Origin of the sequence: Arthrobacter sp. AFG20, from assembly GCF_002892795.1 — a bacterium.
GTDB lineage: Bacteria > Actinomycetota > Actinomycetes > Actinomycetales > Micrococcaceae > Arthrobacter.
Window position 1 is genome coordinate 129,939 of the sequence record NZ_PJMC01000011.1, and the last position, 17,882, is coordinate 147,820.

At 66.3% G+C, this 17,882-nt stretch carries 14 protein-coding genes; 13 read left to right on the forward strand and 1 reads right to left on the reverse strand.

Annotation, left to right across the window (positions count from 1 at the left end; genetic code table 11):
* Nucleotides 1-61 precede the first annotated feature (61 nt).
* Nucleotides 62-298 (forward strand): hypothetical protein, encoded by a 237-nt coding sequence (locus CXZ05_RS14385; RefSeq protein ID WP_102973224.1) that lies wholly within the window; start codon nt 62-64, stop codon nt 296-298.
* 147 nt (nt 299-445) lie between these two features.
* Here the strand turns inward: CXZ05_RS14385 and CXZ05_RS14390 are convergent, their stop codons facing one another.
* Nucleotides 446-1,969 carry a sodium:solute symporter gene (locus CXZ05_RS14390; protein ID WP_102973225.1) on the reverse strand — a complete coding sequence of 508 codons (1,524 nt, stop codon included), beginning with the start codon at nt 1,967-1,969 and terminating at the stop codon, nt 446-448.
* 287 nt (nt 1,970-2,256) lie between these two features.
* Here CXZ05_RS14390 and CXZ05_RS14395 point away from each other — a divergent pair, with 287 nt between their 5' ends.
* The 12 genes from CXZ05_RS14395 to CXZ05_RS14450 all read left to right on the forward strand — a co-directional run bounded on the left by CXZ05_RS14395 (nt 2,257) and on the right by CXZ05_RS14450 (nt 17,863).
* The gene (locus CXZ05_RS14395; protein ID WP_102973226.1) at nt 2,257-2,832 is read left to right on the forward strand and encodes a helix-turn-helix domain-containing protein; all 576 of its coding nucleotides are present in this window, start codon (nt 2,257-2,259) and stop codon (nt 2,830-2,832) included.
* 169 nt (nt 2,833-3,001) lie between these two features.
* Entirely contained in the window at nt 3,002-4,114 is a 1,113-nt protein-coding gene (speB, locus tag CXZ05_RS14400) for an agmatinase (RefSeq protein ID WP_102973227.1), read from the forward strand.
* Nucleotides 4,111-5,775 (forward strand): thiamine pyrophosphate-binding protein, encoded by a 1,665-nt coding sequence (locus CXZ05_RS14405; protein ID WP_102973228.1) that lies wholly within the window; start codon nt 4,111-4,113, stop codon nt 5,773-5,775. The genes speB and CXZ05_RS14405 overlap by 4 nt, the downstream gene beginning before the upstream one ends.
* A 289-nt stretch (nt 5,776-6,064) precedes the next feature.
* Nucleotides 6,065-6,562, forward strand: coding sequence for a MarR family winged helix-turn-helix transcriptional regulator (locus tag CXZ05_RS14410; RefSeq protein ID WP_102973229.1), 498 nt, complete (start codon nt 6,065-6,067; stop codon nt 6,560-6,562).
* 61 nt (nt 6,563-6,623) lie between these two features.
* A complete protein-coding gene (locus CXZ05_RS14415) occupies nt 6,624-8,597 on the forward strand; it encodes an MFS transporter (RefSeq protein ID WP_258006594.1) in 1,974 nt (657 codons plus the stop codon).
* A 326-nt stretch (nt 8,598-8,923) separates the two neighbouring features.
* The gene (locus CXZ05_RS14420) at nt 8,924-10,657 is read left to right on the forward strand and encodes an ABC transporter ATP-binding protein (protein WP_102973231.1); all 1,734 of its coding nucleotides are present in this window, start codon (nt 8,924-8,926) and stop codon (nt 10,655-10,657) included.
* Nucleotides 10,654-12,735, forward strand: a complete 2,082-nt coding sequence (locus CXZ05_RS14425) for an ABC transporter ATP-binding protein (RefSeq protein WP_102973232.1) — start codon at nt 10,654-10,656, stop codon at nt 12,733-12,735. The genes CXZ05_RS14420 and CXZ05_RS14425 overlap by 4 nt, the downstream gene beginning before the upstream one ends.
* Before the next feature lie 59 nt (nt 12,736-12,794).
* Entirely contained in the window at nt 12,795-13,223 is a 429-nt protein-coding gene (locus tag CXZ05_RS14430; RefSeq protein WP_102973233.1) for a thioesterase family protein, read from the forward strand.
* 2 nt (nt 13,224-13,225) lie between these two features.
* Nucleotides 13,226-13,513, forward strand: coding sequence for a hypothetical protein (locus tag CXZ05_RS14435; RefSeq protein WP_258006589.1), 288 nt, complete (start codon nt 13,226-13,228; stop codon nt 13,511-13,513).
* A 54-nt stretch (nt 13,514-13,567) separates the two neighbouring features.
* Complete coding sequence (locus tag CXZ05_RS14440; RefSeq protein WP_102973234.1) at nt 13,568-15,799, forward strand: McrB family protein; 2,232 nt, start codon at nt 13,568-13,570, stop codon at nt 15,797-15,799.
* An 88-nt stretch (nt 15,800-15,887) separates the two neighbouring features.
* A complete protein-coding gene (locus CXZ05_RS14445; protein ID WP_258006595.1) occupies nt 15,888-17,099 on the forward strand; it encodes an McrC family protein in 1,212 nt (403 codons plus the stop codon).
* Nucleotides 17,100-17,314: 215 nt separating this feature from the next.
* Nucleotides 17,315-17,863, forward strand: a complete 549-nt coding sequence (locus tag CXZ05_RS14450; RefSeq protein ID WP_102973235.1) for a TetR/AcrR family transcriptional regulator — start codon at nt 17,315-17,317, stop codon at nt 17,861-17,863.
* The last annotated feature ends 19 nt before the right edge of the window (nt 17,864-17,882 follow it).

Consider the following 17,882-nt stretch of genomic DNA (forward strand, 5'->3'; position numbering starts at 1 on the left):
TGATGAAAATGTGCCCCGCTGACGCCGGGTACGGAAGTCCAACCACACGGAGGTCTGCCTGATGAACACCAACGGATCGCGCCCCGAGCCGGACACCCGCCATACCATTGAGTCCGATCCCGCCTACGACTTTGCCGAGGACGCGCCGGTGGACGAAGACTGGGACACGGAAGACGAATTCCTCGACTCCGAGGAGAGGGTTGTCCCCGCCAGTTCCGAGGCAGTGGACGACGACGAACGGGTAGTTCCGCGCGATGCGGACGACGAGTTCCGTGCGGACGAAGGATACGAGGCCTAAAGCGTTCGTTTCAGCCCAAATCTTTAAACCCAGCCCAACTCCTTAAACCACGACGGCGGTGCCTCCTTACGCTGGGAGGCACCGCCGTCGTCGTGCGCTGTTGTTATACCTGCCGGCAGCAGGTCGCCGGGAAGATTGTCGGGCAGGTCACGGGGCGCTGGCCGTAACCGGAACTTCCTCGGTGTCCCTGCCGGCCACCCGGCGGTACCAGCGGCTCATGACAGCGGGGTCCGTGGGCTTCGTCAGCAGCGACACTGCCACGTAGACCACTGCGGAGGCGAGCAGGCCGTAGTAGATCGGCTCGTTCGCAAAAATGCCGTCCAGCGGCGCCTTGGCGTTGATCTCGAGAACGATCATGGTTCCTAGCGTCACCACGGAGCCCACGGCCATGGACGCCGCGGCCGCGATTCCCGTGCCGCGCTTCCAGACGAGTCCGCCGAGGATGGCCACGAGGAGGCCGCCCACCAGGATGTCGTAGGCGATGGTGAGGGCCGCGACGACGTCCTTGGTGATGATGGCGATCAGGATGGCCACGATGCCCAGCCCGAGGACCCACATGCGGTTGGCCTTGACGTCGTGCTCGGGGTTGTCGGAGTCGTCGGTGTTGATGGTTTTGCCGAACCAGCCGGCCACGAACGGCAGTACGTCGGCTCGGGCAACGGTGGCGGCAGCGATCAGGGCGCCAGAAGCTGTGGACATCATGGCCGCGACGGCGGCGGCGAGCACCAGGCCGCCGATGCCGATGGGCAGCAGGTTCTGGGCCACCTCGGCGTAGACAACGTCCTTGCCTTCGGTGGCGACGTCTATGGCGGGCAGCGCCACGCGGGCGGCCAGGCCAATCATGGCGCCCGCTGCGCCGTACAGAATGCAGTAGATGCCGGCCGTGGCGCCTCCCCAGCGGGCAACCCGCGGCGTCTTGGCGGTGAACACCCGCTGCCAGATGTCCTGGCCGATCAGCAGGCCAAGGGTGTAGACGACGAAGTAGGTGATGATCGTCTGGACGCCGATGCCGTCGATCTGGAAGAAGCTGGCCTCCACGCGGCTGCGGATGCCGTCGAGGCCGCCGGCGGCATTGAGTGTGAAGGGCAGCATGAGGAAGAAGATGCCCACGGTCTTGATGACGAACTGGACCTGGTCGGCCAGAGTGATGGACCACATGCCGCCGATGGTTGAGTACACCAGCACGATGGCGCCGCCGATGGCGATGGCGAGTGCCCGGTCCCAGCCGAACAGGACCACGAAGATGGTGGCGTAGGCGCTCGTGGAGGTGGCGCACAGCATCAGGGTGTAGGCGAGCATGATGATGCCGGAGGTCCGGGTGGCCTGGCTGCCGTAACGGAGGGACAGCATCTGGGAGACGGTGTAGATCTTCAGCTTCTGGATGGTGCCGGCGAAGAGCAGGCTCAGCAGCAGGACACCGGCGCCGATCGCCACCACGAGCCACATGCCGGAGATGCCGAACTTGTAGCCGAGGCCGACGCCGCCAACGGTGGAGGCGCCGCCCAGGACGACGGCCGCCATGGTTCCGGTGTAGAGGAACGGCCCCAGGCGGCGGCCGGCCACGAGGAAGTCGCTGTTGTTCTTGGTGCGGGACTTGCCCCACCAGCCGAAGGCCAGCATGGCGGCCAGGTAGACCACCACGATGGCGATATTGACGAAACTTGCGTCCATTTGGTGATCCTTGGAGCTTTGGCAGCTTGCGGGCCCCGCCGGGGGCGGGCTGGCCGGATGGCGCTGCACTGAACGGAAATCGGGGGAACGCTGGGTTCCTTGCTGCGCGGCTCCTCGTGGGAGTTGTTTCACAAGCAACAGTTGTTGCGTAAGAGCGTAGGCTGTGATTCGAGTAACAGTCAAGGCGCAAAGCTCCGCGGCGCGGTTTGCCCCGCGTCACAGAAGGGCCGGGCCGATAATATGACTCCAATGATGGGGCCGGGCTGCCGGCCGTGAAAGGTTCGTAAATGAAGGCACTACCAGTTGAGCCGAGCAATGTTCCGGTTGCCATCGGTTCAAGAATCCGTGCCGCGCGCCAGTCCCAGCGGCTCACCATCGAGCAGGTGGCCGACGCCACTGGATTGACCAAAGGTTTCCTGAGCCGCGTGGAGCGGGACCTGACCTCGCCGTCCGTGGCGTCCCTCGTCACTCTGTGCCAAGTTCTGTCCATCTCCATTGGCGACCTGTTCGCCGCGCCGGAAACCCACCTGACCAAACGCGGCGCGGGTCCACGCATCTCCCTCGGCGGCGAGGGGATCGTCGAGCGGCTGCTGACCGCCCGTTCGGAGCGGCGCGTGCAGATCATCCAGGCCGTCATCGATCCGCGGGGACGCGGCGAATCGGAGCTGTACGCCGTTGACTGCGACGTCGATGTCCTGCACGTGATCAAGGGGACCATCAAGCTCATCCTCACGAACGAGGAGTATGAGCTGACCACCGGCGATACCGTCACCTTCCCCGGGCGGGAACCCCACACCTGGGTCAACCCGACCGATGAGCCCGTCGAAGTTCTCTGGGTGCTGGTGCCGGCCGCCAGCCGGTAGTGCCCTCTCGGGAATGGGCCCGGGTCGCCTGCTTGGCGGTCCCGGGCTTTTTTCTGCGCTTTGTTTCCCGATAGCTGGTAAACAGACGGTGCCTAGCGGGCAACTTGGTGTGTATGATGGCTGTCACAACCCACCCTCCACAATTCATCCTCGAAGGAGAGGCGTTCCTTTGGAAGAGCTGCGCATCGAAGCCAACGGCAACCTTGGCCCCATCGATTCATCCCGTATTCCCCGCTACGCCGGGGCGGCAACCTACGCCCGCCTGCCCCGCCTGGACCAGGTCGCCAAGTCCGACATCACCGTGGTGGGCGTCCCCTTTGATTCCGGCGTCTCCTACCGTCCCGGAGCCCGCTTCGGCGCCAACCATGTCCGCGAGGCCAGCCGGTTGCTCCGCCCGTACAATCCCGCCTGGGACGTCAGCCCGTTCGAGAACTGCCAGGTGGCCGACGCCGGCGACATGGCCGTGAACCCGTTCAACATCAACGAGGCCATCGAGACCATCCAGCAGAACGCCCTCGACCTGACGGCGGCCGGGAGCAAGCTGCTCACCCTGGGCGGCGACCACACCATCGCGCTGCCGCTCCTGCGCGCCGCCGCCGAGCGCGCCGGCGGCCCCATCGCCATGCTGCACTTCGACGCCCACCTGGACACCTGGGACACCTACTTCGGCGCCGAGTACACCCACGGAACGCCGTTCCGCCGTGCCGTGGAGGAGGGCATCCTGGACACGGAGGCCATCAGCCACATCGGCACCCGCGGTCCGCTGTACGGGAAGAAGGACCTCGACGACGACCACCGCTTCGGGTTCGGCATCGTCACCTCCGCGGACGTTTACTACCAGGGTGTTCTCGAGACTGTGGCCAAGGTCCGGGACCGGATCGGGGACCGTCCCCTCTACATTTCTGTGGATATCGACGTCCTGGACCCCGCCCACGCGCCTGGAACCGGCACGCCGGAAGCCGGCGGCATCACCAGCCGGGAGCTGCTGGAGATCATCCGCGGCTTCCGCGGCATGAACCTCGTCGGCGCCGACGTCGTTGAAGTGGCCCCGGCCTACGACCACGCCGAAATCACCGGCGTGGCCGCCAGCCACGTTGCCTACGAGCTCGTCACCCTCATGGCGGACAACACCGTCGCGGGCGACCGCTTCGGTGCCGAGACCGGCTACGCCGCCCAGGCTCTGGGTAGGGACGCCCGCCGTCCGGCAGGGTTCGCCGCAGCCTCGCCCGCGCCGGCCGACAATGGCGCTGTCCGTGCCGCTGTGGGGGAGTACTCCCAGTGATCGGTGTCCGCAACGGCGGGGACCTCGTCGTCGAAACCCTTGAGGCGCTGGGCGCGAAGACGGTGTTCGGCATCCCCGGCCAGCACGCGCTGGGCCTCTTCGACGCGATGGGCCGGGGCAACCTGAAGTTCGTGTCCTCCCGAGTGGAGAACAATTCTGCGTTTGCGGCGGACGGCTACTCGCGTGCCACGGGGGAGGTGGGCGTGCTGTTCCTGTCCACCGGGCCGGGCGCTCTGACGTCGCTCGCCGGGCTGCAGGAAGCGTACGCCACGGGTGTGCCCATGGTGGTGGTTGCCAGCCAGATCCCGCTCGAGGGCCTGGGTGCCCGCCGGAAGGGCATGCTGCACCAGCTGGATGACCAGAAGGCGTCCGCTGCGAACGTCACCAAGAGCCAGCGCCTGATCCAGCACGCATCCGGAATCCCCTCGGCCATCCAGGACGCCTGGACCGAAGCGATTTCCTCACCGCAGGGCCCGGTCTGGCTGGAAATCCCGCAGAACGTGCTGCTGGACCCCATCATGGTGCCGCCCGTGGAGGATGCGCTGGCCGAAGCGGCGGACAACCCGCCGCGCGTCGAGCTTGTCCGCGAAGCAGTCAAATGGCTGTCGGCGGCGGAGCGTCCAGCAATCATCGCCGGCGGCGGAACCCGCCGGGGCCGGGCGGAAAAGTCCCTGCTCTCGATCGCGGAAAAGCTCCGGGCGCCCGTCATCTGCACCCCCGGCGGCAACGGCGCCTTCCCGTGGAACCACGAACTGTCGCTGCAGTCGTGGATTGAGGACCGGCATATGACGGACCTCCTGGAGGACGCGGACGTCCTGGTGGTCATCGGCTCCTCGCTCGGCGAGGTGACGTCCAACTACTTCACCTTCGAACCGCGCGGCAGGATCATCCAGATCGATGCCGAACCGCGCGTCCTGGAATCCAACCGTCCCGGCCTGGGGATCCGCGCCGACGCCGGCCAGGCGCTCGCAGCCCTCGACGCTTCGCTGACGGTGCCGGCCGATGCCCGGCCCGACTGGCACGGAGCCTCGCCGGAGGACCTCGTGCGGGAGTCGCTGCGCAAGGTGAAGGAGCGGCTGGAATCGCAGGACCTGGCCAAGGAATTAAAGTTCATGGCCGACATCCGCGAGGCAGTTCCGGCGGACATGCAGACGTTCTGGGACATGACCATCTCCGCCTACTGGGGCTGGAGCTGCTGGGACGCCCGCGAAGGGCAGTTCCACTCGGCCCAGGGTGCCGGCGGCCTGGGCTACGGGTTTCCGGCGGCGATCGGCGGGGCCGTGGGCCTGGAAACCGTGGGCAGATCCGCTGCTTCGGCCCGCGTGCTCGCTGTCTCCGGCGACGGCTCGGCCATGTACTCCATCGCCGAACTCGCCACCGCGAAGCAGCACAACGTGCCGGTCACCTGGCTGATCGTGGACGATGGCGGCTACGGCATCCTGCGCGAGTACATGGTGGGCTCCTTCGGCAAGGCAACGGCCACCGAACTCGCCCGGCCGGACTTCGTGAAGCTGGCCGAATCCTTCGGCGTTCCTGCCACCCGGGTGGCACCGGAAAATGTGGGGGAAGCGCTCAAGGCGGGCTTCGCCGCGGACGGTCCGAACGTCGTCGTCGTCGAAACACTGCTCAAGATGTTCGCCCCCACCCACCTGGGGGACTAACCCCCCGCCCCGCCCGCCGATCTTCCAGCGCGAACGGACACTTGAGCACCCTCTCTCAGCGCGAACGGACACTTGAGCACCCTCTCTCAGCGCGAACGGACACTTGAGCACCCTCTCTCAGCGCGAACGGACAGTTGAGGCCCCATTTCCACCCGGAGTTGGGGCCTCAACTGTCCGTTCGCGCTTGCTGCGTTTAAGGAGTCGCACGCGCTGTCCCTGATGCTTAGTTTCCTAAAGCAACCATTTATTGCTATAGTTGCCTAAGGCAAGCAATAAGGGGCAATCCATCATGGCAGTTGAGCCAAACACCGCGGCCGAACTCGTGCGCCAGATCTTCGACCTCCAGCGCGCCGTCCGGTGCGCGGCCGTCTCGAACTCGCGCGGCCTGGAGGCGGGAGTCGCGCTGCAGGGCGTCCTTCGCTTCGTGGGGGAGAAGGAGTCCCGCGCCACGCACCTGGCCGCACGGCTGGGCGTCAGCGCTCCGGTCCTCAGCCGGCACATCGCAGAGCTTGAGGAACTCGGGCTGGTCCACCGCCGGCCCGACCCCGACGACGGCCGGGCGCAACTGGTCGCCCTCACCGACGCGGGCCGCGCCAAACTCGTCGAGATCGAGGAACACCGCGTGGCTACGCTGCAGGAATACCTCCAGGACTGGAGCCAGCAGGACGCCGCGGAGACGGCGAAAGTACTCTCCAAACTTGCGGAATCCCTGCGGGAATCCGCCCGGGCAACGACGGCCGGCCCCATCACAACCACTACCAAACGCAAGGAGCAGTTCATTGGCTAGCCACGCTGCCGTCTCCGGGACGGCCACGTCACGCCCGTCGGCCCACCCGCCCCAGGCACCCATGACGCACCGCCAGATCATGGAGGCTCTGACCGGGCTCCTGGCGGCGTTCTTCACCGCGATTCTCAGCAGCACCATCGTGGCCAACGCACTGCCCACCATCATGTCCGAGCTCAAGGGCACGCAGACGGACTTCGCGTGGGTCATCACCGCCGCACTGCTGGCCAACGCGGCCACCACCCCGGTCTGGGGCAAACTCGCTGACCTGTTCGACAAGAAGGTCCTGGTTCAGCTCAGCATCGTGATCTTCGTGGCGGGCTCGGTGATGGCCGGCCTCTCCCAGACCATCCCGCTGCTGCTGACGGCCCGCGTTGTCCAGGGCATCGCCATGGGCGGCCTGACCGCGCTGGCCCAGGCGATCATCGGCTCCATGATCCCGCCCCGAGACCGCGGAAAGTACTCCGGCTACATGGGTGCGGTCATGGCCGTCGGCACGGCCGGCGGACCGCTGCTTGGCGGCTTCATCGTCGACAGCCCGCTGGGCTGGCGCTGGACGTTCTTCGTCTGCGTGCCCCTCGCCGTCGTCGCCCTGATCCTGCTGCAGATCACCCTCAAGATCCAGCACGTCAAGCGGCCTGCCAGGATCGACTGGCTCGGCTCCATCCTCCTGACCACCGGCGTCAGCCTTCTCCTCATCTGGGTGTCCTTCGCCGGCAACCCCGACTACTACGACTGGTGGTCCTGGCAGTCGGCACTGATGGTGGGCGGCGGCGTCATGCTGCTGGCGCTGCTCGTTGTGGTTGAATCCAAGGTTGAACAGCCCATCATTCCGCTGAAGATCATCTCGGAGCGCACCACCGCCCTGGCGATCTGGGCCTCCGTGGCCGTGGGGGTGGCGATGTTCGGCTCCTCGACCTTCCTGGGCCAGTATTTCCAGGTGGCACGCGGCGCAACACCCACCGAGGCCGGCCTCCTGACCCTGCCCATGATCGCCGGCAACCTGATCGGCTCCGTGGTTTCGGGCCAGATGATCAGCCGCACCGGCAAGTGGAAGCGCTACCTGATCGCGGGGTCCGTGCTGCTGATCGGCGGGCTGGGCCTTGCCGGCACCATGGACCACAGCACGGAACTGTGGCAGTCCGGAGTCTTCACGGCGATCCTGGGCCTCGGCCTCGGCATGCTCATGCAGAACCTCGTCCTGGCCGTACAGAACACCGTCAGCGCCAGCGACATCGGCACAGCCAGTGCTTCTGTGGCGTTCTTCCGCTCGGTGGGCGGTGCAATCGGCGTGTCCGTGCTGGGCGCGATCATGAGCAACCGGGTCAAGGAACTGGCCATCCAGGGCCTTGCCGACGCCGGCATCAAGGCGGGCTCCGGCTCGTCCGGCGCCAGCCTCGACCTGGCCGACATGCCTGGCCCGATCCGGGACATCATGCGGGCCGCCTACGGCGACGCCACTGCCGAGATTTTCCTGATCGCCGGCGCCATCGCAGTTGTCGCCCTCATCGCCGTGCTCCTGATCAAGGAACAGCCGCTGCGCCGGACCGTTGACATCCGCCCGCAGGCAGCTGCTGACGCTGAATCGGATGCCGAGCTGGGGTCCGGGCGGCCGGCCGCCGAGTATTCCGACGACGACCTCGAGCGTGAGTTCGCCGAAGTGCTGACCCGCCAGCTGGCCGGCGACGCCAAGTCACCGTCCTACCCCGGCCGGCAGCCGGCGGCGGAACCCGTCCTGCCGATGAACGAACCGCCGGTGCGGGCCCGGACCATGCTGGCTGAGATGCACAACAAGCCTGCAGACCTGGTGCCGCTTATCCAGGAAACGCAGGGGCTCCTCGCCGAGCAGCAGCTTCAGCTGGCCGCGGCCCTGAACGCCGTGGCCAGGCAGGCTGAGCAGCAGCGAATCATCGCGGAGGAGCAGGCCCGGGCCGGCGCCGAACTGAAGGCGCTGAGCCGCCGGCTGGCCAAAGAACGGAAGCTCCAGAGCGCCGCCGCGCACTACATCGCCTCGCACGGCAAGCACCGCGGCGAATAGCGGACGGTCCGACGGAGTTTTTGTCCAGATAATGGCCGCAAAGCCTCGGCCGGAGGCCAATATCTGGACAAAAACTCCAGTTAAGCGGGCAGGGCGTACGACGGCGGGGACCGGCTGGGGCGCCAAGTGTCCGTTCGCGCTTGGGCTTGGGGCGCCAAGTGTCCGTTCGCTGGGGGGAGTGAGCCGGCGTCGTCCGTTGGGATGATCTTCGCCCGCGACGTTTCGCACGGGCAACAGATTTCGTAGAGTTGGAAGGCTTGGGCTGTCAGACCCGTCTGCTATTACTTCTCTTAATTCATTCGCGCTCTCCCGAAGGATCCGTGAGCATGCTCGTCACCCTCATACGGCGTTACTCCAAACCGTATTTGCCGTACATCCTGGCTGTCATCGCATTCCAGCTGGCATCCACCATTGCGGCGCTCTACCTTCCCAGCCTCAACGCCCAGATCATTGATGAGGGCGTCTCCCGTGGTGACACCGACTTCATCTGGCGTACCGGGGCCGTCATGCTCCTCGTGGCTTTCGTCCAGGTGGGCGCCGCCATCGCCGCCGTCTACTTCGGGTCGAAGACCGCGATGGCGATGGGCCGCGATCTTCGCCGCGGGGTTTTCCGCAAGGTGACCAGCTTCTCGGCCAAAGACGTGAACGCGTTTGGGGCGCCCACCCTGATCACCCGCGGCACGAATGATGTCCAGCAGGTCCAGATGCTGGTGCTGATGGGCCTGAACTTCATGGTGTCCACCCCGATCATGTGCATCGGCGGCATCATCATGGCCCTGCGCGAGGACATCAACCTGTCCTGGCTGGTCTGGGTCTCGGTCCCCATCCTCATTGTGGTGGTCGGCTACATCGTGGTGCGCCTCATGCCCCTGTTCCGCTCCATGCAGACGAAGATCGACCGCATCAACGAGGTCCTGCGCGAACAGATCATCGGCATCCGCGTGGTCCGTGCCTTTGTCCGGGAACCTTATGAGACGGAGCGCTTCGGACAGGCCAACAAGGAACTGACGGACGTGTCGCTCAAGATCGGTGCGCTGTTCGTCCTGATGTTCCCGGCTATCGGCATGATCCTGCACCTGTCCACCGCGGCCGTGCTCTGGTTCGGCGGCCAGCGGGTGGACGCCGGCGACATGCAGGTCGGCTCCCTGACAGCGTTCCTGCAGTACCTGCTCCAGATCCTCATGGCGGTAATGATGGGCACCTTCATGGCCATGATGATTCCGCGCGCGTCCGTCTGCGCAGACCGCATCGGCGAGGTGCTCGACGTCGAACCGTCAATCCATGACCCCCAGCAGCCGGTCACGCCGCGACAGTTGGAGGGCGTGGTGGAGTACCGCAACGTCACGTTCGCCTACCCCGGAGCCGAAGCCCCGGTCCTGAGCAACATCAGCTTCACCGCCAGGCCGGGGGAGACCGTGGCCATCATCGGCTCCACCGGTGCCGGCAAGACCTCCCTGCTGTCGCTGCTGCCGCGCCTCTACGATGTGGCCCACGGCGAAGTGCTCCTCGACGGCGTCCCCGTCAGCCAGCTGGACCGGGCGGAAATCACCAAGCGCGTGGCCCTGGTTCCGCAGCGGCCCTACCTGTTCTCGGGAACCATCGAACACAACCTCCGCTTCGGCAAGCCGGAGGCTACCGACGACGAACTCTGGGATGCGCTGCATGTGGCCCAGGGCGACGGTTTCGTGAGGGAAAAGAAGAGCGGGCTTGCGTCCCGCATCGCCCAGGGCGGCACCAACGTGTCCGGCGGCCAGCGCCAGCGCCTGTGCATCGCGCGCGCCCTGGTCACCAAGCCCAAGGTGTACCTCTTCGACGACTCATTCTCCGCACTGGACGTCGCCACCGATGCCCGGCTGCGTGCCGCGCTCAAGCACACCACCACCGACGCCACAGTCATCATCGTCGCGCAGCGCATCTCCACCATCACCGAAGCGGACCAGATCCTGGTGCTGGACAACGGCAGGATCGTGGACCGGGGAACGCACGAGGAACTCCTCGAAACGTCGCCCACCTACCAGGAAATTGTTGAGTCACAGCTGAGCGTGGAGGAAGTGGCATGAGCGCCAACAAGAAGGGCACCAGCCAGAACCCCGACCCCCGTCAGGACGCTGCGAAAATCCAGAGCCAGACTGCAAACGAAGCCGCCGTCCTCGAGGACGACGATTTCGTCGAGGAGGAGTACAAGCCGGGCGAGGCCGACGGCGGCATGTTCGGCGCGATGCCGGCCAAGAAGCCACAGCATTTCTGGCCGTCCGCCAAGCGCCTCATGGGCCTGCTGAAGCCGGAAGCCGCCGGCATCTACGTCGTGGTGGGCATGGTGATCATTTCGGTGATCCTCAATGTCATTGCGCCCAAGGTGCTGGGCCAGGCCATGGACGTGATCTTTGGCGGTGTCGTGGGCAAGCAGCTGCCCGCCGGCGTCAGCAAGGACCAGTTCGTCGAGGGGCTGCGGGCACAGGGCCAGGACAACTTCGCGGACATGGTCTCCCGGATGGAGCTCGTGCCCGGAACCGGCATCGACTTCCAGAAGCTCACCGTCCTGATTTCAGCCGTGCTGCTGATGTACTTCGTGGCCAACATCTTCCTGTGGCTCCAGGGCTACGTCCTCAACAGGATCGTCATGAAGGTGATCCGGCAGCTCCGCGACGATACAGAAAAGAAGCTCAACCGGCTGCCGCTGAACTACTTCGATACCCGCCAGCGCGGCGACGTCCTGTCCCGGGTGACGAACGACGTCGACAACGTCCAGCAGGCGCTGCAGCAGGCGTTCGCCCAGCTCATCAGCTCGGTGCTGACGGTGCTCGGCATCGTCATCATGATGTTCATCGTCTCGTGGCAGCTGGCCCTGATCGCCCTCATCGCGCTGCCGCTCTCCGGTGCGGCGGCCGGCGTGATCGGCGCCCGCAGCCAGAAGCTGTTCGCAGCGCAGTGGAAGAATACGGGTGAACTGAACGGCCAGATTGAGGAATCCTTCTCCGGGCATGACCTGGTGCGTGTCTTTGGCCGCGACGCCGACATGCTGGAACGCTTCGAGGAGCGCAACGAGGCCCTGTACAAGGCCAGCTTCGGCGCGCAGTTCGTGTCCGGCATCATCTTCCCCGTGATGCAGTTCGTCTCCTACCTCAGCTACGTCGGCATCGCCGTCGTGGGCGGCCTGCGGGTCGCCTCGGGCAGCATGAGCCTGGGTGACGCCACGGCCTTCATCCAGTACTCGCGCGAGTTCACCCAGCCGCTGGGGCAGATGGCGGGCATGGCCAACATGCTTCAGTCCGGTGTTGCATCCGCCGAGCGCGTGTTCGAGTTCCTGGACGCGGATGAGCAGGACGCCGAGACCGCCACGCGGCACCTGCCGGCCAAGACCGACGGCCACGTGGAGTTCCAAGATGTCGCGTTCAGCTACACGCCGGACAAGCCGCTGATCGAAAACCTGTCCTTCACGGCGGAGCCGGGGCACACGGTGGCCATCGTCGGCCCCACCGGCGCGGGCAAGACCACCCTGGTGAACCTGGTCATGCGTTTCTATGAGCTCAACTCCGGTTCCATCACGCTCGACGGCGTGGACGTCACCCAACTGAGCCGGGCCGAGCTTCGCTCCAAGGTGGGCATGGTGCTGCAGGACGCCTGGCTGTTCGGCGGGTCCATCTACGACAACATCCGGTACGGCAAGCTGGACGCCACCGAGGATCAGGTCTTGGCGGCGGCCAAGGCCACCTTCGTGGACCGCTTCGTCCGGGCATTGCCCGACGGGTACAGTACCGTCATCGATGAGGAAGGAAACAACGTCAGCGCCGGTGAAAAGCAGCTCATCACCATCGCCCGCGCCTTTGTGGCCAACCCGTCGCTGCTCATCCTGGACGAGGCAACCAGCTCGGTGGATACCCGGACGGAACTCCTCGTGCAGAAGGCCATGGCCGCACTGCGCACGGACCGGACCAGCTTCGTCATCGCGCACCGCCTGTCAACGATCCGCGACGCCGACACTATCCTCGTGATGGAGAACGGCAAGATCGTGGAGCAGGGCAACCACCAGACCCTCCTGGCCGCGGAAGGCGCCTACTACCGGCTGTACATGTCGCAGTTCGCCGGTGCGGTTGCCGACGAGACGCCCGTGGACGATTCGACGGCGGTGCACAGCTGACCGCCGCGGACCCCGGAGACGGCCACCCGGACCCCCGGCGCATTGAGGTGCTCGTGCCCATGCGCTGGGGCGACATGGACGCCTACGGGCACATCAACAACGTGCAGATCGTCCGCATGCTGGAGGAGGCGCGCATCGCCGCCTTCGGCCCGCCCGCCGGTGCCGGGCTGCCAGGGATAGATCCTCACGTGTCGCTGTTCAACGAGGTTCCCAAAGGGACTATGGCGCTCGTGGTGGACCACCGGATCCGGTACGTGAAGACCCTCGAGTACCGGAACGTTCCGGCGGCGGTCCAGGTATGGGTCGGGGCCGTCAAGGGCGCGAGTTTCGACATTCACTACCTTGTGCAGGACCCGGTAACTGGTGACGATTGTGTGAAGGCCTCAAGCCACCTGGCCTTTGTCGATGAAGCCACCGGAAGGGTACTGCGGCTGACTCCGGAGCAGAAGCAGCTGCTGGAGCCCTTCATTGAACGCAAGGAGCACTGACCGTGGAAACGAAGCGCGCGGGAACGTGGAACGTGGGAACGAAAAAGGCGGCACGGAAGAAAAAGTCCTGGAAGGAACTTCCACCTGCAGCGCGCATCGGCACCCTCGTGATTGGAGCCGCGCAGCTGGCCTTCCTGGCCGCGGCCCAGCGCGACCTTTCGCGCCGGCCCACCGAGCAGATCCGCGGCTCCAAGATGTTCTGGCGGCTGGCCACCCTGGTCAACTTCATCGGCCCGGGCAGCTATTTCGCCTTCGGCCGGAAGCGGCTGCCAGCTGATACCCGGAAGTAGCTTTCGCGCCGGCCATGGTGCCGGCGTTCAGCTTAACCCTGTAAATTTGAAGGCATGACCCCCGCCCCAAAGCCTGCCATGCACCGCGCCCTCGGAATCTCCAAAGAGATCGAAGACGCCGCATGGTTCGTGCTCGGCGCCGGGCTGCAGGGCAGGCCGTCGGCGCTGGACGGCCGTACGCAGACGTGGACGGCGGAGGCCGCAGCTGAACTGCTGGAACGGCTTGAACGGGGAGTCGCGGACGCCAAGGCACCCATGATGACCAACCTGCGGCATAACCTGGCGGACGCGTCCCCTTCGGCAAAGCAGCTGGCCGTGGAGCTCCTCTTCCTGCAGTCCCTGCCGCTGGCGCACGAGGTCAAGTCGCTCAAGGTCAAGCGCGCCCGCGTCGCCGAGGCGGCGTCCTGGCTCGAGCCGCCGCTGCAGCTCCCGGAGGAGCTGTACCAGGGCATGACCGACCACGGCGTCATCCGCGACCGGACTGCCGAGTTCAACTGGACCATCTGGGACCACCTGAAATGGCTCTGCCGGTTTGTGCACCATGTCGACCGGCAGTCCACGGCCGTCATCAATAAGGCGCTGAAGGATCCGCTGGCGTTCCACCTGCTGGCGGCCGGCACTCCCGAGGACCAGCCGGCCATCCGGCGCAGCATCGAATACCTCGCCTGGCCCAGCCACTTCGAGCCGGTGGTGGCCGACGTCGAACGCCAGGAGATCAGGGACGCGTTTGCCTCCCTCGTCGGCGGGGCCAAGGGGGACAGCGAGGAGGAAATCACCGCTGACATCCGCCGCATCCGCCTGCACCTGGATGAGCAGGCCGGCCAGCGCATCGACTGGTACGCCCGGCAGCTGGTAAGCCAGTGGCGGAAGGTCGGGGATCCGGGCCGCCGCGCCTGGCTGCTGCGCACCCACCACGACAATGCTGAGCTCCTGGCTGCCTGGCAGGCAGAGGAGAAGGTGACGCTCGACGTCGAACACCTCCGCCTGCTCGACGCCGGCGTGACCGCCGGGCTGGTCCAGCACGCTGTGGACGAGGACTACAAGCATCTCGGCTACGTGGAGCGGGAGGACACGAAGACCGCCGTCTTCGCCTTCCTGACCGTGATGAAGCCGGGCGACTTTGCGCTGTACCAGAACGCCGGAGCCGTCCGGATCGGCGTCGTGCTTGGCGAGCCGGACCACAACGGGGACAACCGGCGAATGCGCCGCAAGGTCCGCTGGTTCGACGAGGCCCACGCCGTCACTGACCTGCCGCGGCACATCCAGCGCCAGCTGGCCACCCCGGGCATTGTCGTCGACGTCACCAGGGTGGTGCAGGCGCTGCAGGCGCTGCTGCCCGCCGAGGCGGAGACCGAGCCCGACGCCGATACGTCGCCGGCGACCGTCGCCCTCCCCCTGCTGGGCGGCTTCCGTCCGGTGACGCAGGAGTTCGCGGACTCCCTTCACATGGAGGTGGAGCCGGTGCAGGAGATCGCCGACCTGCTGGAGGAGAACCGGCAGCTGGTGCTGTACGGCCCGCCGGGAACCGGCAAGACCTACCTCGCCAAGCACCTCGCCGCCGAACTGGCGCAGGACAGCACCGACGAACGGGTGAAGCTCGTCCAGTTCCATCCGTCCTACGCCTACGAGGACTTCTTCGAGGGGTACCGGCCGGACAAGACCGACGAGGGGCAGGTTTCGTTCAAGCTCGTGGCCGGGCCGCTGCGCCGGCTCGCGGAGGAGGCGGCGAAACCGGGCAACGAGTCGAAGCCGTACTTCCTGATCATCGACGAGATGAACCGCGCCAACCTGGCAAAGGTGTTCGGTGAGCTGTACTTCCTGCTGGAATACCGGGATGACCGGATCTACCTGCAGTACAGCCCCAACGAGCCGTTCACGCTCCCGGACAACCTGTACATCATCGGCACCATGAACACAGCGGACCGCTCTATCGCGATGATGGACGCCGCGATCCGCCGCCGTTTTGCCTTCATCGAACTGCACCCGCAGACCGAGCCGGTGAAGGGATCGCTGCTGCGGTTCCTGGAGGCCCGGCAGCTGGACACCACGCCGGCGCTGCTGCTCGACGCGCTCAACCAGGCCATCGACGAGTGGGACCGGGACCTCATGATCGGGCCGTCCTACTTCATGAAGAAGGCCGCCCAGACCCCCGCCGGTCTGCGCCGGATCTGGAAGTACGAGCTCATGCCGTTGCTGGAGGAGCACTATCACGGGCAGCTGAACCGGGCCCAGCTGGAAGAGCGCTTCGGGCTGGACCAGCTGCTGGGACGCCTTGCGTCTCGCTAGCCCCGCCGGCTTCGGTGTGACTGCCGGCTCCGCGACGGCGGCTTCCGCGCGGCCCGGCGCTCGCGGCAGTCGCGGTTCCGCCCCGGCGCTGCGGCACATCGTTCTGGACGAACTCTCCGGCGGCACCGTGGAGAAGCTCGACGCCGAAAGCGCCGCCTTCCTGAACTCCAGCGGCCTGGCCAAGGCAACGCCGATGGGCATGGGACTGTTCCGGATCGAGCCCGTGGGCATGGTGGGGTCCGTTCGCACTCCGCGGGTGCAGCTCGATGTGCGGCCGAAGGACCGGCTCGGGCTGAGCCGGCTGCTCTTTTTGCTGAGCTACGCCGGGGACCAGGGCTTCCGCGACGACACCGTGGCGGCGGACGAGGATGCCGAGCTGTGGAGCGCCCTGGCGGCGTCGATGGTGCAGCTCGCCGAACGTGCGCTGCAGCGTGGCGTCCTGCAGGGGTACGTCACCGTCGATGAGTCGCTCCGAACGGTCAAGGGTCGCATCCGCATCTCGGACCAGATATCCCGCCGGCCCGGGATGCTGGTGCCGCTGGAAGTCTCCTACGACGAGTTCACCGAGGACATTCCGGAGAACCGCATCCTGCGTGCCGCGCTCGAGCGCATGTCGCGTGTCCCGGGCGTCCGCCCGGATGTGCTGGGCCGTCTGCGGCAGCTCAAGGGAAAGCTCGACGTCGTTACCCGCCTCCACGCCGGCGCTCCGCTTCCGCCGTGGCGGGCGAGCCGGATGAACCTCCGCTATCACGCGGCGCTGAGGCTCTCCGAGGTGATCCTGCGCAATGCTTCCGCGGAGGCGGGGGAGGGCAAACAGCAGACGGCGTCCTTCGTCGTCGACATGGGCAAGGTCTTCGAGGATTTCGTCGGCGCGGCGCTGCGCCGGGCCATGGCGGCCTTTCCTGGCGAGATGAGGCTGCAGTACAACGCGCTGCTGAACGAGGCGGTCCGGGACTCTGACCGGCTGACAGTCCGCCCGGATGCCGTGCACCTGCTGGGCGGCCGGCCGGTGGTGGTGTACGACGCCCAGTACCGGGCGGGCACCGACCAGGGTGCCTCCCTGTCGGCGGACCATTACCAGATGCTGGCCTACTGCACGGCGCTGCGCGTGCCCACGGCCTGGCTGGTCTGCGCGGGGGCGGGTGAGGTGAAGCTGAGGCGGATCCTCAACACCGACATTGACATCGTCGAGTTTCCGCTGGATCTTTCCCGGCCGCCGTCGGAGATCCTGGCAGCGGTCGCCGACCTGGCTGAGCAGTCCTGGGGTGAAGTGGTGCGGCAGGCGAGCCTCGGCCGCTAGCCCAAAAGTAAACGCAAGACAGACAGGTCTGTCTTGCTCTTTGGGATAGACTGTTCCTAATGGCAGAGGTACCCAGCTCCGAGCCGTGGAGCACCGGGAAAAATCCTTCCGGAGGGCTTCAGGCTGGACCGCAGCCGGCCGCCACGCCGGGTGTCCCGCTCGCAACGGGAGGCCGGACGTATGGCGAGGAGATTGCGGCGTCCGGTGCTGCCAGGATGCACGAACGAATCGTCAATGCGGCATACGATCTCTTCGCCCGCCGTGGCGTCCGGGACGTCGGCATCAATGAACTCATCAGCAGCTCCGGCGTCGCAAAGGCCACCTTCTACCGCCACTTCGCTTCCAAGGACGAGCTCGTGCTGGCGTTCCTTGAGAAACGCGACCAGGTGTGGACGGTCAATGCCATCGTGGGAGAGGCCCGGCGCAGGGCCGACACCCCCGAACGCCAGCTGCTTGCCATTTTCGATGTCTTCTCCGACTGGTTCCACCGCACAGACTTTGAAGCCTGTTCCTTCATCAACGTGCTGCTGGAGATGGGCGCCTCGCATCCGCTGGGACGTGCCAGCATCGACTACCTCGCCAAGATCCGCGGCCACGTGAAGCAGCTCGCGGACGAGGCCGGGCTGCAGCGGACTGATGACTTCTCCCGGTCCTGGCACATCCTCATGAAGGGCTCGATCATTTCCGCGGCGGAGGGCGACCTTGACGCGGCCCGGCGCGCCCGCCGGCTGGCCGGCTGGCTAATTGAGGACCACCGGGCGTAACCCGCAGAGGACGCAGCCA

What these genes read in the sequence shown, in the direction of transcription:
- CXZ05_RS14415 (WP_258006594.1), top strand. Translation starts at nt 6,624, where the DNA reads ATGACGCACCGCCAGATCATGGAGGCTCTGACCGGGCTCCTGGCGGCG.
- CXZ05_RS14440 (WP_102973234.1), top strand. Translation starts at nt 13,568, where the DNA reads ATGACCCCCGCCCCAAAGCCTGCCATGCACCGCGCCCTCGGAATCTCC.
- CXZ05_RS14385 (WP_102973224.1), top strand. Translation starts at nt 62, where the DNA reads ATGAACACCAACGGATCGCGCCCCGAGCCGGACACCCGCCATACCATT.
- CXZ05_RS14450 (WP_102973235.1), top strand. Translation starts at nt 17,315, where the DNA reads ATGCACGAACGAATCGTCAATGCGGCATACGATCTCTTCGCCCGCCGT.
- CXZ05_RS14430 (WP_102973233.1), top strand. Translation starts at nt 12,795, where the DNA reads ATGCGCTGGGGCGACATGGACGCCTACGGGCACATCAACAACGTGCAG.
- CXZ05_RS14410 (WP_102973229.1), top strand. Translation starts at nt 6,065, where the DNA reads ATGGCAGTTGAGCCAAACACCGCGGCCGAACTCGTGCGCCAGATCTTC.
- CXZ05_RS14420 (WP_102973231.1), top strand. Translation starts at nt 8,924, where the DNA reads ATGCTCGTCACCCTCATACGGCGTTACTCCAAACCGTATTTGCCGTAC.
- CXZ05_RS14390 (WP_102973225.1), bottom strand. Translation starts at nt 1,969, where the DNA reads ATGGACGCAAGTTTCGTCAATATCGCCATCGTGGTGGTCTACCTGGCC.
- CXZ05_RS14425 (WP_102973232.1), top strand. Translation starts at nt 10,654, where the DNA reads ATGAGCGCCAACAAGAAGGGCACCAGCCAGAACCCCGACCCCCGTCAG.
- CXZ05_RS14395 (WP_102973226.1), top strand. Translation starts at nt 2,257, where the DNA reads ATGAAGGCACTACCAGTTGAGCCGAGCAATGTTCCGGTTGCCATCGGT.